Here is an 18,782-nt window from a genome sequence, read left to right on the forward strand (position 1 = left end):
GCCTTCGGGCGCCGGGTGGCGACATGAGAGACGATCGGCGGCGCAATGTCGGCGATGCGATCCAGGTCGACGAAGTCGGCATCGAATACGGCATCTATGGCGAGTTCCGGCTGCGTAGCGCCTATCAGCCGATTTTCGCGCCGCGCGGCCGGTCGCTTCACGCGGTGGCGGCCGAAGCCCTGATCGAGCCGCACCGTGCCGGCCGCCCCGGCGCGCCGAAGGTGTTCTTTGAAAGCGTTGCGGTCTCGGACCGGCTGTTTGTGGAAACCATGTGCCGGGCGCTGCATCTGAGGAATTTCCGCAACATCGGCGTCGACGGGCTCGACCTGTTCTTCAACTACAACCCGTTGATCAACGACCATGCCGGGCGGGCACTGGCCGAAATTCGCCTGATGACCAGGCATCTCGGCGAGTTCGGCCTGGCGCCGGCCATGCTGGTCTGCGAAATCACCGAACAGGCGGCGGACGATGCGCTTCTCGTGCGGCTGGTGCGCGAGATGCGGCGCGACGGCATCCGCATCGCCATCGACGATTTCGGCACCGGGCACTCGACCGAGGAGCGGGTGAGCCTGCTCAAGCCCGACATCGTCAAGATCGACGGCACCTGGTTCGCGGAGTTCTGCCGCCACGCTGCCGCCGAACGGTTCTTCCGCCCGCTGGTTTCCAGCCTGCATGACCGCGGCGCCAAGGTGCTGGTCGAAGGCATCGAGCAGCCCACCCATCTGCGCGTCGCGCTCGAAGGCGGCGTCGACCTGCTGCAGGGTTTTCTCCTTGCCCGTCCGGCCTTGGCCGGCACGGTATTCGAGGAGAAACCGCTGGTCATCGATGCGCTGCTGGGCCGGGACAGCAAGGTCGTGCCCCTCTTTGGCTAGGGCATGTCGATATTCAGGTGATGCCGGCCTGCAAACGGCGGCTTCCTGCGCTTCCCTAGTTCTACTGCCACGCAGTAGAACTGAGCTCACGTACTTAAGTACGCTCCGCTCCGGTTCTCGGAACCCACCGTTTTCGGCTCGGCCTGACCTGAATCTCGACATGCCCTTCAACGGCCTCAGATTTTCGGCGATTCACACATCAGCGGCGCTGATCGTCGTACCAAAACAAATCATTGGTTGAGACCGCCGCCGCTGCGATAATCGCGCGGAGACAGTGCTCCGGGGAACAGCCATGATACTTTACGGCATGATCGACAGCGGCAATTGTTACAAGCCGCGCCTGCTGATGGCCAAGCTTGGCCTTGGCTTTACCAATGTCGAAGTGAGTTCGCACACCGGCGATACGCGCAAAGCCGACTTTGTCGCCAAGAATCCGAACGCCATGGTGCCGCTGCTCGAGTTCGACGATGGCCGGCGGCTGGCCGAATCCAACGCCATCCTGCTCTATCTCGCCGAAGGCACACGCTTCCTGCCGGCGGACAGGTATGAGCGTGGGCTTGCCTATCAATGGCTGTTCTTCGAGCAATACAGCCACGAGCCTTACATCGCCGTGCGCAAGGCGCTGCTGACCTTCCCCGAACGTGCTGGGGATGCGACCCCGGAGCGGCTGGCGGTGACGCTGGAGCGCGGCAACAAGGCGCTCGGCGTGATGAACAGGCATCTGGAAAACAATGCCTTCTTCGCCGGCAGCGCGCTCAGCGTCGCCGACATCGCGCTCTATGCCTATACGCATACGGCGGAGCAGGGCGGCTTCCAGCTCGACGCCTATCCGGCGGTGGCGGCCTGGCTTGGCCGAGTGGAAGCGGATCCGGGGCATGTGCTGATCGGGTGGATGGGGTAGTTTGTCCCGCGCCAGGTGGGCGGATGGGTAGCTACTTCAAGAGATGATCATAGTCCGCATGGGTGCCGATCCAGAACCAGATCACATCATCGTTGGTGCGGGTGGCAACAGCCCGGTAATTGTCGTCAACTCGCGCAGACCAGTAGCGTCCGACCTGTTTGAAATGCAGCGAGGGATCAAAAGGGTGGGAGCGGAGTCTTTCAAAACGCCTGTCCGCTTTTGCTCTGATCGCCGATGGCAGTTTTTCGTAAGCCTCCCAGAACGATGGGGAGGCGACGTGATTCACAGAGGCCGCGTCCGACCAGCGCGATGGTCCGTCAGTGCCTGTTCGGCAAGCTTATCCAATCGGCCGGCCTTCGCATCGGCCTCGATCTGCCGATCCCACATATCCTCCCGAAGCGCTTCGAACCAGGCAGCAAACGCCTTCAGTTCTTCAGGGCTCAGTTCCGCAACGGATTTTTCAATTTGCTCAAGCTTGGTCATGGCCGAATGATACCACTACTAGGCTAAAAGTACCACCGGTGGGACTGTAGCGCCCGTTGCAGCACCTAACCCCAGACAGCAAAAAGGCGGGATAAATCCCGCCTTCCATGCTTGGTAGCCTGATCGGGAGGGTCCGGTCCGGGCTGGCAGCTATCTGCTGATCCAGCTTGTCGGGTCTTTCCGCTCCAGCGCGCTTCTCGCGCGACTGTCAGTACATCCGTGACTTGCCGCGCGCCCCGAGCTCTCGCCCGGCGCGCGCTATCGCAAAATCAGGCTGCCTTGCTCAGAGATCCAGCGGACGACTTGCCAGTGCGGCGGTCCTGCTCGATCTCGAAGTTGATCTTCTGGCCTTCGACCAGGGTCGACAGTCCAGCACGCTCGACAGCGGAGATGTGGACGAAAACGTCCGCGCCGCCCGCGTCAGGCTGAATGAAGCCGAAGCCCTTGGTGGCGTTGAACCACTTGACCGTTCCAGTTGCCATTTAGATAGTCCTTCACATTTGCTTTAGATTGACCGGACCGAGGTCCAGCCGGTGTGCATCGAGATTTTGGAGATAGACGTCAGCAAACGCGATTATCGCGAGGCCCGGATCGATCGGCCGAAATATCAATGGAAGGCATATAGGCTGCTTTCGCACGAAAAACAAGACTGCGTGAGAAAGCCGTGATGAGGGCGCCGCCCAATGGCCGCCCCAATCGCGTGAGAGCGTCGCGATGATCGGAGCCTGTGGGCGCTCGATCCACACCCGCTTGGGAGGGGATTTTGGGGGAGAGGACCATGAAAATCATTCTGCTTGCCGCCTGCCTGACGCTTGTCGCCGCTCAGGCGCAGGCGATCTCGCGCTACGACCCGACGCGTATGAGCTGCGGCAAGGTTCAGGGGACGATCGCCCGGCAAGGGGCGGTCATCCTGCGCTACCAGTCGAAGCGGGTGCCGGGACTGCCGCTCTACGACCGCTATGTGCAGAGCCAGCGATTCTGCAGCATGGGCGAGGTGAGGACACGGGCCTACGTGCCGAGCGCCGACACAAAGTCCTGCCCGGTCTACAACTGCAAGCGGCCGGACAATGACCGGCATTTCCGCCGGCGGTTCTTCCACAACAACTAGGCACCTGCCTACAACGATTATGCAACTGCCTACATCAGAACCCGAACGACACCTGCGCTGGTGGCGGGGGGCCGACGCGCACGCCTTCCATGGCCAGCATCTTCTCCTTGGTGATCGATCCGCCGGGCGCCGAGAAGCCGCCGATCTTACCGCCGGCGGCAAGGATGCGATGGCAAGGGATGACCAGCGGCACCGGATTTGAGCCAAGAGCGGCCCCGGTTTCGCGGGCGAGCCTGGCATGGCCGGCGGTTTTGGCCAGCTCGCCATAGGTGGTGGTTTCGCCGAAGGAGAGTTTTCGCGCGGCGTCGTAAATGGCGAGGCGGAAATCGTCGACGCCGTCGAGATCGACCGGCACGGCGGAGAAATCGATGTCCTCGCCCGCCGCATAGGCCTTGATCGCCGCGATCAGCTCGACCACCCATGGCGGCTGCGCCGTGGCACTGGAAACGCCGCCATGGCGCAGCAGGCGCCGCTCCACCGTTTCGCGGCTGCGTTCGGGCAGGCAGAGCCGGATCAGGCCCTTTTCGCTCCAGGCAATGCCCATGAAACCGATCACTGTTTCTAACACTGCGTGGCCGGCCGTGATCGAAACTGTCGTGACCATGATGCGTTCCTTCCCGCAAAGTGGCGAAATCCGGGATTCGTTCCGGTACATATCCGGAACAATATGGCATCACCGCCTGCGTCTCGCCACCCGAAAACCACCTGATCGCCCCGATTGCCCGGCCTGAATCGCTGGTGTAAGGAATTTCTTAACAACCCGACAAACCGGACCCGAGCGCGGCTTGCCAGCAAAACTCAACCTTATCGCGATCGGCGTGATCCTGGCCGCCGTCGGCATCAGCGGCTGCACGTCGACCTCGCAGATGAAGCCCGCGCCTGCTCTCACCGAAACAGCGACCGCCGCCGGCACTGACGCCGGTTTCACCGTGCCGCTGCCGGAGACAGTTTCGGTGCTGCCGGAATCATCAGGGATCGCCCCCGTTCAGACGGCCGAGCTGCCGCTCGATCCCGCCGCACAGCCGGCTGCCGCGACCGCCGCTTTTGCCGGATCGATACCGGCGGCACCAGCCTTGCCCGCGGTGATGGCCGCCAATGCCTGGCAGGCGCCGCCGCCAGCAAATGCGAACGAGCCGGTCAAGGCGGCCGAGACCTATACGACCGCGGGGCTGGTCGTGCCGGCAACCGCCAAGGGCGATCGCATGCCCGGCGTCCAGCAAGTCGCCTATGTCGTGCCGCAGAACCCGGCGGCCCTGGTCCAGTTCCCGGCAGGGCCCGTGCAAGAAGAACACGCGACGGGCGTGCGTGGCGATGTCGAGCGGCTGATCGAGAAATATGCGGCGATCTATCAGGTGCCGGTGGATCTGGTGCGCCATGTCGTCAACCGCGAGAGCACCTTCAATCCGAAAGCCTACAACAACGGCCATTGGGGGCTGATGCAGATCAAACACGCGACGGCGCGCGGCATGGGCTATGACGGGCCGGCCAAGGGCCTGTTCGATGCCGAAACCAATCTGAAATACGCGGTGAAATATCTGCGCGGCGCCTGGCTGGTGGCCGGCGGCAACGCCAAGAAGGCCGACTGGCTCTACCAGACCGGCTATTATTACGACGCCAAGCGCAAGGGCCTGCTCGAGGCGACCGGCCTTGGCCGCGACCGCCAGCGCCGTCGCCTGCAGCCCGACGCCTGAGCGCGATGCCTGAACCGCGCCCGCCGGCTCTCAACGACATCCGGCTGCGCAAAATCCTCGACGAGACGCTGGTTCCGCCGCACTGGCCCGACGGCTTTGTCATGCGCAGCTTCGAGCCCGGTGATGCGCTGCCCCTGCATGCGCTGTTGACCGAAGTGTTCGACGACGGCGCCGACGGTCCGTTCGACGAGTGGTGGCCGCGCATCGCCGACGATCCCGAATTCGACCCGGCACTGTGCTTTCTCGTCATCGACGCCAAGGGCCGGCTGGCGGCAGCGGCACTGTGCTGGACCCGCGCCTTCGTCAAGGATCTAGCCGTTCATCCGGAGGCTCGCGGCAAGGGCGTTGCCGAAGCGCTGATGTGGCACGCCTTCGCCGTTTTTCGCGAACGCGGCGCCGATCATGTCGACCTCAAGACCAACACGGTCGAGAATCCCGCCGCCGTCCGGCTCTATGAGCGGCTGGGCATGATGCCTGTCGCCTGGGAAGGCTAGGGTGTGCTGATATTCAGGTGATGCCGGCCTGCAAATGATGGCTTCCTGCGCTTCCGGTGCTCACGTACCCAAAAATACGCTCCGCTCCGGTTCTCGGAAACCACCATTTTCGACTCGGCCTGACCTGAATCTCAACACACCCTGATGGGTGTCGCCTCACGCAGGAACGGCGCGATTTGGGAACCCAAAGCGCCGCTTCGCATTCAATGGGAGGTGAGGGCCTGACAAGCTGCCGGCGGGTGGGAGGAATTTTCCGCGGCCGGCCGCGGAGGGACATCCACCACCATGAAGTTTTCTCACGCATTCCTGGCGCTTGGCGTCGCCGCCATGCTGGTTGGCACGCCGGCGCGGGCCGTCGAGCTGTCGATGGTGTCGGGCGATACCGGCGACGGCATCAAGGTGCTGCGCGAGATCCTCGACCGTTACGAGAAAGACAGCGGCAACAAGGTCAGCATCGTCGTCATGCCGACGTCCGGAACCGACCAGTTCGGTCAGTACCGGCTTTGGCTCGCCGCCGGAAACAGTGACATCGACGTCTACCAGACGGACGTGATCTGGGCACCGCAGCTCGCCAGCCAGCTGGTGGATCTGACGGCAGCGACCAAGGACGTCGTGGCCGAGCATTTCCCATCGATCATCCAGTCACAGACCGTCAACGGCAAGCTCGTCGCCTTGCCGATCTTCACCGATGCGCCAGCGCTCTACTACCGCAAGGATCTCCTCGACAAATATGGCGCCAAGGTGCCGGCCACCTGGAAGGAACTGGCGGACACCGCCAGGCTGGTCATGGACAAGGAGCGTGCGGCCGGCAATCGGGATATCTGGGGCTTCGTCTTCCAGGGCAACGCCTATGAAGGGCTGACCTGCAACGCGCTCGAATGGGTGATGTCGAATGGCGGCGGCCAGATCATCGAGCCGGACGGCTCCATCTCCATCAACAACAGCCAAGCGGCGGCGGCGCTCGACATGGCCAAGGGCTGGGTCGGGACCATCGCGCCACCCGGCGTGCTTGCCTACCAGGAAGAGGAATCGCGCGGCGTCTGGCAGACAGGCAATGCGGTGTTCATGCGCAACTGGCCCTATGCCTATGCGCTCGGCAACGGCGAGGGCTCGCCGATCAAGGGCAAGTTCGACGTGGCACCGCTGCCGGCCGGCACGGGCGAGGGCGCGCGCCCGGTCGCGACCCTGGGCGGCTGGAACCTCGCCGTCTCCAAATATTCGAAGCATCCGGATGCCGCGATCGAGCTGGTCAAGTTCATCGCCTCGCCCGCGATGCAGAAATACCGCGCGCTGAAGACGTCCAACCTGCCGACCATCCAGGCGCTATATGACGATGCCGACATTGCCAGGGAGCACCCGATTATTCCGCGCTGGAAGCAGATATTTCTCAATGCGGTGCCGCGCCCGTCGGCCGCGGCCAGGATCAAATACAACGAGGCTTCGAGCCAGTTCTGGAACGCCGTTCACAACACGCTCTCGGGCGACGGCACCGCCGCCGACAATCTGGCCGACCTCGAAGCGATGCTGACCAAGCTGAAGGGCCGAGGCTGGTGACGCGACGATGCCGGGGCACCCGCCCGGCGGGACCGCAACGAGCGGGAGCGAAATGACAGGAATGGAACCGGAAACAGCCAGGGCCGCGCACTCGCCGTTGACGGCACAGCGCGTTCGCTCGGCGTGGCTATTCCTGGCGCCGATGCTGCTGGTGCTCGCCGGGGCGGCCGGCTGGCCGCTTGCCCGCACGGTTTATTTCAGCTTGACCGACGCCTCGCTGGCCGACCTCGACGCGCGCCAATGGGTCGGCTTCGGCAATTATTTCTCGGTGCTGCACATGCCGAGCGGCCGGACCCTCTATGACGGGCTGCTCGTCGATCCGGTCTGGTGGCGTGCCGTCTGGAACACGGTTCGTTTCACGGTGATTTCGGTGACCTGCGAAACCATCCTCGGCACGATCGTTGCTCTGGTTCTCAATGCCGAATTCAGAGGCCGCGGCGTCGTCAGGGCAGCGATCCTGATCCCCTGGGCGATCCCGACGATCGTCTCGGCGAAGATGTGGCAATGGATGCTCAACGACCAGTTCGGCATCATCAATGTCGTGCTGCTCAACCTCGGCCTGATCAGCACCAAGATAGCCTGGACGGCCGACGCCGACACGGCGATGGCGGCCGTCCTCATCGTCGATATCTGGAAGGCGACACCGTTCATGACGCTGCTCATCCTGGCCGCGCTGCAGATGCTGCCGAGGGAGATCATCGAGGTCGCCAGGCTCGACGGCGCCAACCCCTGGCAGATCTTCTGGCGGGTGACCTTGCCGCTCATCCGCCCGGCGCTGATGGTGGCCGTGATCTTCCGCGCGCTCGATGCGCTGCGCATCTTCGACCTGATCTATGTGCTGACGCCCAACAATGTGCACACCAAGTCGATGTCGGTGTTCGCCCGCGAGAACCTGTTCGAGTTCGACAAGTTCGCCTATGGCTCCGCCGCCTCGACCTTGCTTTTCCTGATCCTCGCTCTGCTCACCATCGTCACCATCCGCATCGGCCGGATCAGGCTGGACGGAGGCCGCTGAGATGTGGATCGTGAAGCGCACGGCCTTTTACCTGCTGGTCGCGGTCATCGTCTTCGTCGCGGTGTTTCCGTTCTATTACGCCATCGTCACCAGCCTGAAATCGGGGACCGACCTGTTCCGGGCCGATCTGTGGCCGACGACGATCAGCCTCGCCAACTACCGGAATGTGCTGACCGAAGGCAGCTTCGTGCGCAACTTGCTGAACTCGCTGTTCGTCTCCGGCGCGGTGGTTGCCCTTTCGCTGTTGCTCGGCGTCACATCGGCCTATGCGCTGGCGCGCATTCGATTCCGCGGCCGCTCGGCCCTGCTGTTCATCATCCTGTCGGTGTCGATGTTCCCGCAGGTGGCGCTGCTGGCCGGGCTGTTCGAACTGGTCCGCCTGTTCGGCCTCTACAATTCGCTGTTCGCGCTGATCTTCTCCTACATGATCTTCACCTTGCCGTTCACCGTCTGGGTGCTCACCACCTTCGTCCGGGACCTGCCGGTCGAGGTCGAGGAGGCGGCGATCCTAGACGGCGCGACGCCGTGGATCATCGTCACCCGGGTCTTCCTGCCGCTGATGTGGCCGGCGCTGGCGAACCACCGGGCTGCTGGCCTTCATCGGCGCGTGGAACGAGTTCCTGTTTGCCCTGACCTTCACCTCCAACAACGCACAGCGGACCGTGCCGGTGGCGATCGCGCTGCTCTCCGGCAACTCGCAGTTCGAGATCCCATGGGGCAACATCATGGCCGCCTCGGTGATCGTCACGGTGCCGCTGGTGGTGCTGGTCCTGATCTTCCAGCGCAAGATCGTCTCCGGCCTCACCGCGGGCGCGGTCAAGGGGTGAGGGACGAGTCCTCAGATGTCCGGCGCGTTGCCGATCTTCCGCTTGAGCCCCAGCGCCCAGGCGCGGCCTTCGTCGCCGCCCCACAGCAGCCAGGCAATGTAGCCGGCCGAAGGGTTTTGCTCGTTGCCGTAGTTCCTGCCGCGCTTGTCGACCTCGTGGCGGGCGAAATAGCTGACCATGCGGCGGATGGTGGAGGGCGCGAGCTTTTCCCGGTTCTTCAGCTCGGTGGCTCGGGCGACGCCGATCTCGGTGCCGCCGCGGCCGAACTCGCCGCGCAGCCTGAGGCCCTTGGCGGCATTGTCGGCCACCACTTGCGGGCAGCGCAGGTCGATCTCGTCGTCGTGCATGTTGTTCCCCGGATCACGCTGCCCGAACAGGTATTACGACATCTCCACCATGCGCAATAAATGTCGGGACCGATCGCCGCCAAACGTCCTTGGGTCGCAGAGCAACCGCGCCGGGGACGCCGGCGCCGCGACTTGAAGGAGCCGATCATGATCACCTTTCCCAATGAATCCGCCAAATACCGCACCGCGCGCGAAAAATTGCTGAAGAAGGAAATCGAGCTGCGCCGCGCCATGGAAGAGGTCGCCGAGGCCCGGCGCGCGTTGCCGCCGGGCGGGCTGATCCGCCAGGACTATGAATTCGACGCACTGGACGGCGATGGGAGGCCTGCAAAGATAAAGCTGTCGGAGCTGTTCGCGCCCGGCAAGGACTCGCTCATCCTCTATCATCTGATGTTCCCGCGCCATCCGCAGGAGAAGCGCGATGTGGCGACCAGCGGCGGCACGGCGAAGCTCGCCCGGCAGGACCAGCCATGCCCCTCCTGCACGGCGCTGCTCGACCAGTTCGACGGCGCGGTCGGGCATCTCCAGGCCGCCGGCTTCAATTTCGCGGTGGTGGGCAAGACCGCGCTCGAAAACCTGGTCACGCTCGGCCTCGACAGGGGCTGGCGCAACATGCGGCTGGTGTCTTCGGCTTCCAACAGCTTCAAGCGCGACTACAATGCGGAGGCGGCCGACGGCTCACAGATCCCGCTGCTGTCGGTGTTTCACCGCGACGGCGAGGGCATACGCCATTTCTGGAGTTCGGAACTGGATTTCGCGCCGACGGAGCCGGGCCAGGATCCGCGCAGCCTCGGCACCTGCGAAACGCTGTGGAACCTGATGGATTTCACGCCGGAAGGCCGCCCGAACTGGAACGAGCAGCTGCAATATGGCGAGGCGTGTTGCCACTGAAAGGCAACTCTGGCCAGCCGCCGCGTTTCAGTTTTCGGAACATGAGTCCCATGGGCTGGCTCGAACGAGGGCATCGGCGAGCGTTCGAGTCAGGCACGGATACGGTGGGGCAATTGAGGCAACATGCGCAGGCTTCTTCCTCAAGAGCTGCAACCGGAGTGCCCAAGCGACGTTGGATTGTCCGAGGGACAATTCCAACCGGAGACATGCCATGAAGACGCTTACCATTCTGACCGCAGCAGCATTGCTTGCCGGCGCGCCGGCCTTTGCCCAGTCGAACACGACCGCCACGACCACGCCGCTCGCTACGACGACGAAGGTCGACACTTCGACCTTCATCAAGACGGTGCCGAGCGCCAATGAGTTCGAGATCGAGTCCAGCAAGCTCGCCGAGCAGAAGGCGACCGATGCCGACGTCAAGGCGTTCGCCAAACAGATGATCGCCGACCACACCAAGGCCGGCGAGGAATTCAAGGCGGCGCTTGCCCAGGGCCAGACAACCTCGGCCACCGCACCGTCCGGTCCAGCCCTGCAGCCCAAGGAGCAGAAGATGCTCGATGAATTAAAGGGCGCCAGCGGCGATCAGTTCCAGGCCAAATACATCGAGATGCAGACCAACGCCCACAAGGAAGCCGTGGCGCTGTTCAGCGGCTATGCGCAATCCGGCGACGACCCGGCGATGAAGGAATTCGCCAAGAAAACCCTGCCGACGCTGCAGATGCACGAAAAACATGTGAAGGAACTGGCGGCCGCGCATCAGGGGTGAGGGCGGTTCAAGGCCGGCGATCTGTGGCGCCCCCCTCTGTCCTGCCGGACATCTCCCCCTCAAGTGGGGAGATTGGCCGTCGTCACTGTTTTCGCCAATTTTCAACGTTGCAAGGTGAAGGCCGGCCCCAAAGCTGCCAATCTCCCCCCTTGAGGGGGAGATGTCCGGCAGGACAGAGGGGGGCGCCGTAGAGCGCTACGATGGAAGTCAGCCCGCGGCAAACCAACACCACAATGTGGCCCTGTGCCTCAAGGACGGCACGCCCTATCCCGATCAAGGCTGAGCGGCGCTCAGGTCGACCTGATCTGCTCCACCGCGGTCACCAGCAGCTCTTCCATGGCGGTGCGTATCTGGGCATCCGACTGGGCGATGCCCGCCGCGTCGAAATCGGCGCGGACCTTGCGGAAGACATCGTTGTCGCCGGCCTCTTCAAAATCCGCATGCACCACTTCCTTCGCATAGGCGTCGGCATCCGCACCGGATTTGCCGAGCTTTTCGGCGGCCCACAGGCCGAGCAGCTTGTTACGGCGCGCCATGGCCCTGAACTTCGTATCCTCGTCCATCGCGAACTTCTTTTCGAAGCCTTCCTGACGGTCTCTCATGCTGCTCATGGTTTGCCTCGTTTCGGGTTGAGTCCGGTCTTCAGCCCAAGGGAAGAGCGGGCAGGGAAGGCGAGAGTGGCGTGCATGGATGTCATAAGCAAGGCCGGATCGTTCACGCCGGTGATTGAGCGGGGCGCTTGGGGGTTCCGGTCTTTTGGCCGATGTGATTTGACGTTGCCGCGCCGTGTCCTACTCTCGAATGCTGCTGGACGAACCGAGGAGACGAGCGATGCAGTCGCCTTTCAATGGAATTCGCAGCGTCGCGCTGACGGCGGCCGTGATGCTTGCCGCCGGCACCGCGGCCTATGCCCATCATGGCTGGTCGTGGACGCAGGACGGGTTTTTCGAACTCAGGGGCAAGATCACGGCCATCTATATCGGCAATCCGCACGCCACGCTGGATGTCGACGCCGAAGGTGAGGCCTGGCGGGTGGAGATGGCGCCGCCATCCCGCACGATCGCCGCCGGCTTCACGGAGGAGGTGGCCAAGGCCGGCGACGAGGTGACCGCGATCGGCAACCGCTCGCTCGAGGCGAGCGAAAAGCGCATGAAAGCTGTCCGCCTCATCGTCGGGGGCAAGACATATGATGTCTATCCCGACCGCGTGCCGCCGGCCTAGATGACGGAGTTTTTCGCCGGCATCGAGCAACTTGCCCTGGCGCGGTGGCTGAAGGGCTCCTTCATTGCCTACCCCGTGGTCAATGCGCTCCACATCATGTCGATCGGCGCGCTGCTGACCAGCGTCGTGCTCATGGACCTCAGGATTTGCGGCGCCTTCTGTTCGCTGCCTCACGCCGCGTTCGTCGCGCTGCTGCGCCGCATTGCTTTGGCGGCATTCGTGGGTGCGCTCGTCACAGGCTCGCTGCTGTTTTCCGTCAAGGCGAGCACCTATGCGGCGATGCCGATCTTCCTCGCCAAGATGGCACTCATCCTTCTCGCCGGCGTCAATTTCCTCGCCTTCATGCGCTTCCGCCGCGCAACAGGCGGTGACGAGCCGGCAGGCGGCACCGCTCTGGCCGTGCTTTCGATGCTGCTGTGGATTTCCGTGCTTTTCGCCGGACGGTTCATTGGTTTTCTTTAGCGCCGCATCTTCCTTCTCCCCCTGTGGGAGAAGGTGGCCTCGCGAAGCGAGGTCGGATGAGGGGTGTTTCAGGGAACGCCGACGTCTCACTCCGCTGGAACACCCCCTCGGCGCTATCGCGCCGATCCACCTTCTCCCACAAGGGGAGAAGGGAAGAACGGCGCTGGCGTTCCGCCAGTGCGGGGATAAGCTCCCTGCAAACAAGGGAGATTTGCCATGACCAAACAAATCATCGAAGTGCCCGTCATGTCGGACAAGGTGCGGGCGCTCGGCCTTCCCTGCTCGACCGCAGTCAAGGCCAACGGCTTCGTCTTCATCTCGGCGACGCCGCCGGTGGATATGGTGACCGGCGAGATGGTGCGCGGCGACATCGAGGTGCAGACCGAGGCGTCGCTGAAGGCGCTGAAACACTGCCTGGAAGCGGCCGGCACCTCGCTGGACAATGTGGTGATGGTGCGCATCTACGCCGTCAATTCCGGATTCTACAACGCCATCAACCGGGTCTATGCGCGGTATTTCAGCGTGAACCCGCCGGCGAGGAGCTTTGTGCCGGTGGCATCATGGCCGATGGAGTTCGATATCGAGATTGAGTGTGTGGCTGTGGCGTGAGGGCAATAAGTTACAAGCAGTGTCGCTCGTCGGCGATCATCCTGGGCGGCGAAAATCAATATTCATCAACAAAAATCTCATCCTCGTCAGGATCAATTTCATCTATATCGAATGAAAAATCTACCTCGAAATCGTCAACAAGTTTATTTTTCGCTAGGTTTTCCTTCTTCATTTTCTTCAGAAGCGGAGCTAGTTTATAGAAATCTAAATCAGAACGGTAAAATTCAATTTTCTTCGCAAATATATGGCGAAAGTATTCGTGGTCGGTGACGTGTTTTGTTTTTGCTGTTCCGTTTGTCGCTTTTAAGGTGGTCTCATAAGCATATAGCCACATGTGGCTGTTCAACCCATCCGCTGTCAAAAAGGTGTTCCAATGAGAAAAGGTGAGATTCCCGTCTACCAGGCCCTTGGAGCGCGCATCAGCTATAAGTACGGCAATCAAAGGGTCTTCCTCCGTCAAAAAAGGTTTTAACACCTTCGCTTTTAAAGTGATTCCGAGAGACAGCGCCAAGTGGAGGAGCCAAACGGCTTCGCCGGCTTTTTGCTGCTCGCACAAGACGGGGAGGCTTGATTGCACTAAATCTTTGATCAAATCTATGGTTACGTCGCCTTTTGTGAGATGACGTATAATAAATATCTCAGATAAAATAGAAATAACCGTGGGGTTCTCTCGATATATGGAAATTGGATACATTTCCACCTGCTTCCAAGAATCGCATTCTAGAAACGCGCGCCGTGCATTCTGAAGGGCAAATTTCGCGACGTTGCTCTCGCGATTTTCACCAGAGGTTCTGTTCAGATTGTATAGAAAGAGGTCAATCGACTGAGCATCGTAAGGTGGTTTTGGGATGATTGATCGTATGTAGCTTTTCCAGCCCCATACATAATATGAGCTACTAGCCGAAATGAATGTTTTCTCGTTGTTTATATCCAGCTCAAATGTATTTGCCGCTCTCCGTATCGACGCGATTACACTTTCGGCGCGCTCCTTCGTGTGTGTACCTACGCTAAAATCATCAACGAAACGCATCGCTGAGTTTGCCGTTATCCCAGCAGTGTTCTGAACAGGAAGGTCAATGGCGGATCCGACCAGCTCGGCAATCATCCGCGAGGTATCGGGTCCCACGGGCAGGCCTATCGTTTGGCCGTCTTGCGAGTTGCGTGAAATCAAATCAATGAGATTTCCCACATGCTTTAGTGATCTATTTTTCTTTGCAAAGCTCTTCCCATGAACAGCCCAAGCAATTGCGTGAGTGTATATTGAATGATAAAAGGCACTTAAGTCGCTATTTATTATGTAGGCAAACCTAGCATTTAAATTTGAGAGAAAATACTCCCTTGATTCAAATACAGGCCTCTTTAGCGCTCTATCTCCGCTCCAATCGAATACCGATGGCGAAACTGAAATTTTGGATTTCTTCGAAATTTTTCGTAGCTCTATGTATTTATCAGAGAGTATTTTGGATAGAAAAAAATACGATGCCGGATTTATAAACGAGTGACGCCGATGGTGCTTAGAAAATCTTGGGTAGTTAAATGAAGAGCGATTTCCCTTATAGTAATAGTATGATGGCTCTTTCTGTTTTCCTATTGTTGGTATTTTTTCAAAATTCGACAACAGGTAGTTTCGGTATTTCCCGAGTTTTTCGCTATAGAAACACCTAGGCAGTTCCGGGGGGAAAAATCCTGCAGTAAGAAACCTGCGGTGACGAGCTCGCGCATTCTTCGCACTCATTCTGTGCTCCGGTAAAATACACGTTTCGGCAAGAATTGTCGGGCGTTCAGTCTAGGTGAACGAACAATTGTACCATATTGCGATCAACCAAGCATTAGTCAAAAGGTATTTTTAAAACTAGCCCCTGCGGGCCTCTGCTATCAGGACCTCACGCAAAATACTCCTGCAGCGGCCTGACCTCCAAGCTCCCCGCCTTCAGCGCCGCAATCGCTTCCGCCACCGCGGCCGCGCCCGACAGCGTGGTGTAATACGGCACCTTCTGCATCAGCGTTGCTCGCCGTAGCGACTTCGAGTCCGACACCGCCTTCTGGCCATCCGTCGTGTTGAAGACGATCTGCACCTGGCGGTTGCGGATGGCGTCTTCGATGTGGGGGCGGCCTTCCAGCACCTTGTTGATCTTTTGCGCGTCCACGCCGTTTTCGGCGAGGAAGCGGGCGGTGCCTGAGGTGGCCAGCACCTTGAAGCCGAGGCCGGCGAGGCGCTTGACCGCCGGCAATATGCCCTTCTTGTCCTCGTCGCGCACCGAGACGAACAGCGTGCCGGAGCGGGGCAGGTCTACGCCGGCGCCGAGTTGGCTCTTGGCGAAGGCCAGCGCAAAATCGCGGTCGAGGCCCATGACCTCGCCGGTCGAGCGCATTTCCGGGCCGAGCAATATGTCGACGCCGGGGAAGCGGGCGAAGGGGAACACGGCTTCCTTGACCGCGATGTGGCCTGGGTTTCTGGGGTCGGGCATGGCGCCGTAATGGGCGAAGGCGTCTTCCAGTTTTTCGCCGGCCATGATGCGGGCGGCGATTTTTGCGATCGGCCGCCCGATGGTCTTGGCGACGAAGGGCACGGTGCGTGACGCCCGCGGGTTGACTTCCAGCACATAGACCGTGCCGTCCTTGATCGCGTACTGCACGTTCATCAGGCCGCCGACATTGAGCGCGCGCGCAAGCGCCGCCGTCTGGCGCTCCAGCTCGTCGACCAGTTCGGAAGGCAGCGAGTGCACCGGCAGCGAGCAGGCGCTGTCGCCCGAATGGATGCCGGCCTCCTCGATGTGCTCCAATATGCCGGAAACGAAGGTCGACTTGCCGTCGCAGAGGCAGTCGACATCGACCTCGATGGCGCCACTGAGATAGGTGTCGAACAGCAGCGGGTTCTTGCCCAGCAGCGTGTTGATCTGGCCGGTCTTGTCGTTGGGGTATTTCTGCTTGATGTCCTCCGGCACCAGGCCGGGCACGGTGTCGAGCAGATAGGTCTGCAGCATGCTCTCGTCATGGATGATCTGCATGGCGCGGCCGCCGAGCACATAGGACGGGCGCACCACCAGCGGGAAGCCGAGCTCGCCGGCGACGAGGCGGGCCTGCTCGACCGAATAGGCGATGCCGTTCTTCGGCTGGCTGAGGCCGAGCTTGTGCAGCAGCTTCTGGAAGCGGTCGCGGTCTTCGGCGAGATCGATCATGTCGGGCGAAGTGCCGAGGATCGGGATGCCGGCTTTTTCCAGCGCGTCGGCAAGCTTCAGCGGCGTCTGGCCGCCGAACTGGACGATGACGCCGACCAGTTCGCCCGACGCCTGTTCGGCGCGCAGGATCTCCAGCACGTCTTCCGCCGTCAGGGGCTCGAAATAGAGCCGGTCTGAGGTGTCATAGTCGGTCGAGACCGTCTCCGGGTTGCAGTTGATCATGATCGCTTCATAGCCGGCGTCGCGCAGCGCAAAGGCGGCGTGGCAGCAGCAATAGTCGAACTCGATGCCCTGGCCGATGCGGTTGGGGCCGCCGCCGAGGATGACGACCTTCTTGCGCGACGAGACCTGCGCCTCGTTGGCCAGCGCGCCGGCGAACGGCACTTCATAGGTCGAGTACATGTAGGCGGTGGGCGAGGCGAACTCGGCCGCGCAGGTGTCGATGCGCTTGTAAACAGGATGAACGTCGAGCTTTTCGCGAGCTTTCTGAATCACTTCGGCGTCGGTCTTCGTCAGCGACGCGAGGCGGGCATCGGAGAAACCCATGGCCTTCAGCATGCGCAAATTGACGGCATCCTCGGGAATGCCGTGCTCGCGGATGCGTGCTTCCATGGCGACGATGCCGGCGATCTGTTCGAGAAACCACGGGTCGATCTTGCACATGGCGTGGACGTCTTCCAGCGAGGTGCCCATGCGGATCGCCTGCGCCACCATGCGCAGCCGGTCGGGCGTCGGCGTGCCCAGCGCGGCGCGAATGGCGTTGCGGTCGTCGGCGTGGTTGGCGGAACCGAGGCCAGGGATCTCGATCTCGTCCAGACCCGTCAGGCCGGTCTCCAGTCCGCGCAGCGCCTTCTGCAGCGATTCCTGAAAAGTGCGGCCGATGGCCATGACTTCGCCGACCGACTTCATGGCGGTGGTCAGCACCGGCTCGGCGCCGGGAAATTTCTCGAAGGCAAAGCGCGGGATCTTGGTGACCACGTAATCGATTGACGGCTCGAACGAGGCTGGCGTGGCGCCGCCGGTGATGTCGTTCTCCAGCTCGTCCAGCGTGTAGCCTACGGCGAGTTTTGCCGCGATCTTGGCGATCGGGAAACCGGTCGCCTTGGAGGCCAGAGCGGACGAGCGCGAGACGCGCGGGTTCATCTCGATGACCACCAGGCGGCCGTCGGCCGGGTTGACGGCGAACTGGACGTTGGAGCCGCCGGTCTCGACGCCGATCTCGCGCAGCACCGCGATCGAAGCGTTGCGCATCATCTGGTATTCTTTGTCGGTCAGCGTCAGGGCGGGGGCGACGGTGATCGAGTCGCCGGTGTGCACGCCCATCGGGTCGATGTTCTCGATCGAGCAGACGATGATGCAATTGTCCGCCTTGTCGCGGACAACCTCCATCTCATATTCCTTCCAGCCGAGCACGCTTTCCTCGATCAGCACTTCGGTGGTCGGCGAGGCGTCGAGGCCGGACTGGACGATCTCGTAGAATTCGGCGCGGTTGTAGGCGATGCCGCCGCCGGTGCCGCCCATGGTGAAGGACGGGCGGATGATGGCGGGCAGGCCGACATGGTCGAGCGCCTGGGCGGCGATCGCCATGCCATGGCTGATGTAGCGCTGCTTGCGGTCGCCTTCGCCGAGGTTCCAGCGGGTTTCCAGCGCGTCGAGCGCTGCGTCGAGATCGGCAGGCGCCTCGGCCTCCACCGGCCTTCACAGTGGCGCGCTCGGCCTCATGCATCTTGCGGTCGGTGTTCTTGACGTCGGTGGCGTTGGCCAGCATCGACTTCGGCGTTTCCAGCCCGATCTTCTTCATCGCCTCGCGAAACAGCGCGCGGTCCTCGGCCTTGTCGATGGCCGTGGCATCGGCGCCGATCATCTCGACATTGTAGCGCTCGAGCACTCCCATGCGGCGCAGCGACAGAGCGGTGTTTAGCGCGGTCTGGCCGCCCATGGTCGGCAGCAGCGCGTCGGGCCGCTCCTTGGCGATGATCTTGGCGACCACTTCAGGCGTGATCGGCTCGATATAGGTGGCGTCGGCCAGTTCCGGGTCGGTCATGATGGTGGCCGGGTTGGAATTGACCAGGATGACGCGGAAGCCCTCTTCCTTCAGCGCCTTGCAGGCCTGCGTGCCGGAATAGTCGAACTCGCAGGCCTGGCCGATGACGATGGGGCCGGCCCCGATGATCAGGATCGACTTGATGTCAGTGCGTCTTGGCATGTCAAAGGTCCGTTCGGCGGGCGGCTTGCACAAAAAACCGGGACGGGAAGACCCGGCCGGTTGTGCTCGCGATTCTGGTATCAGGCTAGGAGGGCCTTATAGGGAAGAGTTTTGACTGATGTAACCCCGAAAATGCGAGGTAGGGGAGTAGGGGAG

19 protein-coding genes and 2 pseudogenes are annotated in these 18,782 nt (G+C 61.6%); 13 read left to right on the forward strand and 8 right to left on the reverse strand.

Going from position 1 to position 18,782, the window contains the following annotated elements; genetic code table 11:
• Positions 1 to 23 precede the first annotated feature (23 nt).
• Together EOB59_RS08980 and EOB59_RS08985 are read left to right on the forward strand one after the other, a co-directional pair.
• Positions 24 to 872 carry an EAL domain-containing protein gene (locus EOB59_RS08980; protein WP_127381719.1) on the forward strand — a complete coding sequence of 283 codons (849 nt, stop codon included), beginning with the start codon at positions 24 to 26 and terminating at the stop codon, positions 870 to 872.
• A gap of 292 nt (positions 873 to 1,164) precedes the next feature.
• On the forward strand, positions 1,165 to 1,773 hold the full coding sequence (locus EOB59_RS08985) for a glutathione S-transferase family protein (RefSeq protein ID WP_127322770.1): 609 nt from the start codon (positions 1,165 to 1,167) through the stop codon (positions 1,771 to 1,773).
• A gap of 31 nt (positions 1,774 to 1,804) precedes the next feature.
• Here the strand turns inward: EOB59_RS08985 and EOB59_RS08990 are convergent, their stop codons facing one another.
• From EOB59_RS08990 to EOB59_RS09000, 3 genes are all read right to left on the reverse strand, one after another.
• Entirely contained in the window at positions 1,805 to 2,059 is a 255-nt protein-coding gene (locus EOB59_RS08990; RefSeq protein ID WP_127270430.1) for a hypothetical protein, read from the reverse strand.
• Complete coding sequence (locus tag EOB59_RS08995; RefSeq protein ID WP_027039317.1) at positions 2,056 to 2,256, reverse strand: hypothetical protein; 201 nt, start codon at positions 2,254 to 2,256, stop codon at positions 2,056 to 2,058. Before EOB59_RS08995 ends, EOB59_RS08990 begins: the two co-directional genes overlap by 4 nt.
• A gap of 269 nt (positions 2,257 to 2,525) precedes the next feature.
• Positions 2,526 to 2,738: a cold-shock protein gene (locus EOB59_RS09000; protein WP_010910991.1), complete on the reverse strand. Its 213-nt coding sequence runs from the start codon at positions 2,736 to 2,738 to the stop codon at positions 2,526 to 2,528.
• Between the two features lie 296 nt (positions 2,739 to 3,034).
• On the opposite strand from EOB59_RS09000, the gene EOB59_RS09005 reads away from it, so the two are divergent.
• Entirely contained in the window at positions 3,035 to 3,364 is a 330-nt protein-coding gene (locus EOB59_RS09005; protein WP_023809723.1) for a hypothetical protein, read from the forward strand.
• A 34-nt stretch (positions 3,365 to 3,398) separates the two neighbouring features.
• Here EOB59_RS09005 and EOB59_RS09010 read toward each other — a convergent pair whose 3' ends face one another.
• Positions 3,399 to 3,968 (reverse strand): methylated-DNA--[protein]-cysteine S-methyltransferase, encoded by a 570-nt coding sequence (locus EOB59_RS09010; RefSeq protein ID WP_128288197.1) that lies wholly within the window; start codon positions 3,966 to 3,968, stop codon positions 3,399 to 3,401.
• Between the two features lie 181 nt (positions 3,969 to 4,149).
• On the opposite strand from EOB59_RS09010, the gene EOB59_RS09015 reads away from it, so the two are divergent.
• The 5 genes and pseudogenes from EOB59_RS09015 to EOB59_RS09035 all read left to right on the forward strand — a co-directional run bounded on the left by EOB59_RS09015 (position 4,150) and on the right by EOB59_RS09035 (position 8,945).
• Complete coding sequence (locus tag EOB59_RS09015; RefSeq protein ID WP_127809583.1) at positions 4,150 to 5,055, forward strand: lytic transglycosylase domain-containing protein; 906 nt, start codon at positions 4,150 to 4,152, stop codon at positions 5,053 to 5,055.
• Between the two features lie 5 nt (positions 5,056 to 5,060).
• Entirely contained in the window at positions 5,061 to 5,549 is a 489-nt protein-coding gene (locus EOB59_RS09020; protein ID WP_127326851.1) for a GNAT family N-acetyltransferase, read from the forward strand.
• A 285-nt stretch (positions 5,550 to 5,834) separates the two neighbouring features.
• Entirely contained in the window at positions 5,835 to 7,103 is a 1,269-nt protein-coding gene (locus EOB59_RS09025) for an ABC transporter substrate-binding protein (protein ID WP_128288198.1), read from the forward strand.
• A 52-nt stretch (positions 7,104 to 7,155) separates the two neighbouring features.
• Positions 7,156 to 8,118, forward strand: coding sequence for a sugar ABC transporter permease (locus EOB59_RS09030; protein WP_128288199.1), 963 nt, complete (start codon positions 7,156 to 7,158; stop codon positions 8,116 to 8,118).
• Between the two features lies 1 nt (position 8,119).
• Positions 8,120 to 8,945 (forward strand): annotated as a pseudogene (locus EOB59_RS09035) (carbohydrate ABC transporter permease).
• An 11-nt stretch (positions 8,946 to 8,956) separates the two neighbouring features.
• Here EOB59_RS09035 and EOB59_RS09040 read toward each other — a convergent pair.
• Positions 8,957 to 9,292, reverse strand: a complete 336-nt coding sequence (locus EOB59_RS09040; RefSeq protein WP_128288200.1) for a hypothetical protein — start codon at positions 9,290 to 9,292, stop codon at positions 8,957 to 8,959.
• 147 nt (positions 9,293 to 9,439) lie between these two features.
• Between EOB59_RS09040 and EOB59_RS09045 the strand changes: the two genes are divergently transcribed.
• Together EOB59_RS09045 and EOB59_RS09050 are read left to right on the forward strand one after the other, a co-directional pair.
• Positions 9,440 to 10,183, forward strand: a complete 744-nt coding sequence (locus EOB59_RS09045) for a DUF899 family protein (protein ID WP_128288201.1) — start codon at positions 9,440 to 9,442, stop codon at positions 10,181 to 10,183.
• A gap of 211 nt (positions 10,184 to 10,394) precedes the next feature.
• On the forward strand, positions 10,395 to 10,949 hold the full coding sequence (locus EOB59_RS09050) for a DUF4142 domain-containing protein (protein WP_127321344.1): 555 nt from the start codon (positions 10,395 to 10,397) through the stop codon (positions 10,947 to 10,949).
• Positions 10,950 to 11,239: 290 nt separating this feature from the next.
• Here EOB59_RS09050 and EOB59_RS09060 read toward each other — a convergent pair whose 3' ends face one another.
• Positions 11,240 to 11,560, reverse strand: coding sequence for a DUF1476 domain-containing protein (locus EOB59_RS09060; protein ID WP_127270441.1), 321 nt, complete (start codon positions 11,558 to 11,560; stop codon positions 11,240 to 11,242).
• 220 nt (positions 11,561 to 11,780) lie between these two features.
• On the opposite strand from EOB59_RS09060, the gene EOB59_RS09065 reads away from it, so the two are divergent.
• The 3 genes from EOB59_RS09065 (at position 11,781) to EOB59_RS09075 (ending at position 13,241) form a co-directional block, all read left to right on the forward strand.
• Complete coding sequence (locus EOB59_RS09065; protein ID WP_128288202.1) at positions 11,781 to 12,170, forward strand: DUF6152 family protein; 390 nt, start codon at positions 11,781 to 11,783, stop codon at positions 12,168 to 12,170.
• A complete protein-coding gene (locus EOB59_RS09070; RefSeq protein WP_128288203.1) occupies positions 12,171 to 12,632 on the forward strand; it encodes a DUF6644 family protein in 462 nt (153 codons plus the stop codon).
• Positions 12,633 to 12,848: 216 nt separating this feature from the next.
• Positions 12,849 to 13,241: a RidA family protein gene (locus EOB59_RS09075; RefSeq protein WP_027162090.1), complete on the forward strand. Its 393-nt coding sequence runs from the start codon at positions 12,849 to 12,851 to the stop codon at positions 13,239 to 13,241.
• Positions 13,242 to 13,296: 55 nt separating this feature from the next.
• Here the strand turns inward: EOB59_RS09075 and EOB59_RS09080 are convergent, their stop codons facing one another.
• A complete protein-coding gene (locus EOB59_RS09080; protein ID WP_128288204.1) occupies positions 13,297 to 14,976 on the reverse strand; it encodes an RNA-directed DNA polymerase in 1,680 nt (559 codons plus the stop codon).
• A 148-nt stretch (positions 14,977 to 15,124) separates the two neighbouring features.
• Positions 15,125 to 18,626 (reverse strand): annotated as a pseudogene (gene carB, locus EOB59_RS09085) (carbamoyl-phosphate synthase large subunit).
• Positions 18,627 to 18,782: the final 156 nt, after the last annotated feature.

Origin of the sequence: Mesorhizobium sp. M7A.F.Ca.MR.176.00.0.0, from assembly GCF_004023165.1 — a bacterium.
GTDB lineage: Bacteria > Pseudomonadota > Alphaproteobacteria > Rhizobiales > Rhizobiaceae > Mesorhizobium.